The sequence below is a fragment of the Rodentibacter mrazii genome, from assembly GCF_001998825.1.
GTDB classification, from domain to species: Bacteria; Pseudomonadota; Gammaproteobacteria; order Enterobacterales; family Pasteurellaceae; genus Rodentibacter; species Rodentibacter mrazii.
Genome location: NZ_MLHG01000065.1, coordinates 1 through 3,121, shown reverse-complemented (window position 1 = coordinate 3,121; position 3,121 = coordinate 1). Strand labels below are relative to the sequence as shown.

Sequence of the window (3,121 nt, the reverse complement as noted above, 5' to 3'; positions counted from 1 at the left end):
TCTCAATACTCGGTTAATGATGGATTGTATTTATAAAAAGTTTTTTCTACGTTTAAAAATTGAATTATATGGACTTAAATTGCTTCTTTACTTTCTGGCAATTAGAAGTTAAAGGGATTAAATCAAGATAATTACCTAGAAGGAAAAGATTTTATATGAAAAGATCAAAAGGCTAAGGGCATTAACATTTATCTTTGATTGAACGTTTTTACACTATGTGAGTTTAAGTTCGGTGATATGTCTATATGATAGAAAGAGGGGTAAGCACACTGAGATATTTTTGTATGAACATTAACTTGATTACCGGATTGCTCTCTTCAACGAATATAGTAAGGTTTTATTGCTGTGGCAATGGCTGTTGGTTTTTACAGAGGATGAATAGTCAGTTGGATTTAATGTCCTTTAACGATGATTTAAAGGACATTTTTGTTTTTACATAAAAGTTAGAAGTGGGTTATGCAAAATATTTTGCGAATTTATACACCTCATTCAATCCGTTCAATTTTAATATTAAATAGAGCAAACATAATTGCCAGCAGAGGAACGGTGTAATTAAAAACGGCATAAGGCGCATATTCAAATGCACTGACTTGAAGCATTGAGTAAGCATATACGCCACAAGTATTCCAAGGCACGAGTACGGATGTGACTGTACCTCCGTCTTCTAAAGCACGAGAGAGATTTTTAGAGTGTAATTTCCGTTCTTTATAGGCTGTAACATACATTCTGCCGGGTAATAAAATAGAAATATATTGCTCTGAAGTTGTACAATTTGTGACGACTGAAGAAAAAATTGTGGCAATAATTAACATAGCGGCGTTGCGGGCAAAATGTAAAATCGTTGAAACAACTGATCTCAGCATTCCTGTTTGTTCGGCAATTCCGCCAAAGCTCATTGCAACAATGGTTAGAGAAATGGTGTACATCATTGATTCAATTCCACCACGGTTGAACAAGGTATCAATGACCTTGTGTCCGCTTTGAATTTTAAACCCATCGTGTAGGGTTTTAACAGCCGTACCTACATCACTACCTTGTATAATAATGTGGCAGAGTGTACCAAGTAGTATTCCAATTGTTAATGCCGGAATCGCAGGAACTTTTTTCATAACCAATAATACAACAATCACCGGAACTGCCAATAACCAAGGGCTGATAACAAAATTTTCGGTAATTTTTTCCATTATGGACTGGATATGAGAGAGATTTGCATGTGAAGAGCCAAATTGCATACCTATATATAAATAAAAACCTAATGCGATAAGATAAGCTGGTAATGTTGTAGTAAGCATATGTTTAATATGCTCAAATAAATCGGTACCGGTAATTCCTGAGGCAAGGTTAGTAGTATCAGAAAGTGGAGACATTTTATCCCCAAAATAAGCTCCTGAAATCACAGCACCGGCTACCATTGGTGTTGGGATCCCGATGCTTAAACCAATGCCAATTGCGGCGACACCGATGGTTCCCATTGTTGACCAAGAGCTACCAATAGAAAGTGTGACTACCCCACAAATAATGCAAATCGTGAACAGAAATAACGATGGTGAAATCAGTTTTAAACCATAATAAATCATTGTTGCAACAATTCCACCGCCTAACCAAGCACCGATTGTAAGCCCAATCATAATAATGATCACTATGGCAGGGAGAGCCATTTTAATACCTCGGTAAATGCCCTGTTCAATGGTATCCCAGCGATAACCAAATTTCATTGCAACCAATGTTGCTGTAATCGCACCAATAATTAAAGGAACATGTGGTGAGGCCTCAAACTTAATAATGGAAACTGCCATTGCTATAACCATCACAAGAACCGGCAGTAATGCATACAGGAAAGGGATATCAATTTGCTGATTTGGTATTTGAAATTTTGTATTCGACATACAAATCTCCTCCTGAGAAGTACAATTCAAGTGGGAGAATTGTACTTTTTAATGAAAAATATAATTGTGCTTAATACATCATTGCACATATCCTTATTATCTAACTGACATTGTAGAATGATTAAAGATTTGTATAATCTGTGAGGTAACCAAATAAGTCTTTTGGATCTTTCAAATCCGGAGTAAGTGACAACGGACGCGCTAAACCTAATTTGATCGCTGTATCATTCATATATCGAATGGCTGAGAAATCTTCAATAGCAAATCCCACAGAATCAAACAAAGTGACTTCCTCCTCAGATTGGCGAGCTGATTCCCTTTTTTGGAAGATTTCAAATAATGGCGTAACAGGAAAATCGGCAGGCATATTTTGCAATTCACCTTCAATCCGTGTTTGAGGCTCGAATTCGACAAACACACGAGCATTTTTTACTACATCTACGTGTAATTCCGTTTTATTGATATTATCGCCCCCCACTGCATTAATGTGCATTCCTGCTTCAATCATTTCCGGTGTGATAATATTCGCTTTTGAATATTCAGCGGTTACTGTGGTAATAATATCCGCATTTTTGACAGCTTGTGCCACAGTATCAAAAATCTCAATTTTTAATGAGGTATTTGCCAAATTTCCGGCGAGTTTTTCACTTGCTTTTCGATCAATATCAAATAAAGCCAATTCTTCAATACCAAGCAAATGATAAAAGGCTAGAGCTTGAAACTCACTTTGACAACCATTGCCGATAATTGCCATTCGTTTACTATTTGGGCGTGCAAGATATTGAGCGGCAAGTACAGAAGTCGCTGCAGTACGCAAGGCGGTAGTAAGGGTAAATTCACTAATAACATCGGGCTGTCCCGTATCATTACTGATCAACGCACCAAAGGCTAAAATAGTCGAAAGCCCCTCATTTGGATTTTTAGGATGACAATTTACATATTTGAAACTGTACTGCTGTTGATTGGCGATAGGCATTAATTCTAATACCCCGTCAGAAACGTGATTGGAAATTCGAGGGGTTTTATCAAAAGAATCCCAATTGAGATAATCGTCTAAGATATAGTTTCTCATGCCCTCCAGCGTTTCTTTGAAGCCTTGGTGTTGGATGATATTGGCAACATCTTGTGGGCTGATGATAATAGTTGGCAAACTTCCTGCGATAGTGGATGGATATGACATAACTTCTCTCCTTTTGGGTTAATAAAATATTAATGAATTGTTATGACAATCCTAG

2 protein-coding genes are annotated in these 3,121 nt (G+C 37.0%); both read right to left on the bottom strand.

The annotated features are described in order from the left end of the window. Positions 1-485: 485 nt before the first annotated feature. On the bottom strand, positions 486-1,886 hold the full coding sequence (nhaC, locus tag BKK47_RS09590; RefSeq protein ID WP_077494630.1) for a Na+/H+ antiporter NhaC: 1,401 nt from the start codon (positions 1,884-1,886) through the stop codon (positions 486-488). A gap of 121 nt (positions 1,887-2,007) precedes the next feature. After that, the gene (locus BKK47_RS09585) at positions 2,008-3,066 is read right to left on the bottom strand and encodes an ornithine cyclodeaminase (protein ID WP_077494629.1); all 1,059 of its coding nucleotides are present in this window, start codon (positions 3,064-3,066) and stop codon (positions 2,008-2,010) included. Positions 3,067-3,121: the final 55 nt, after the last annotated feature.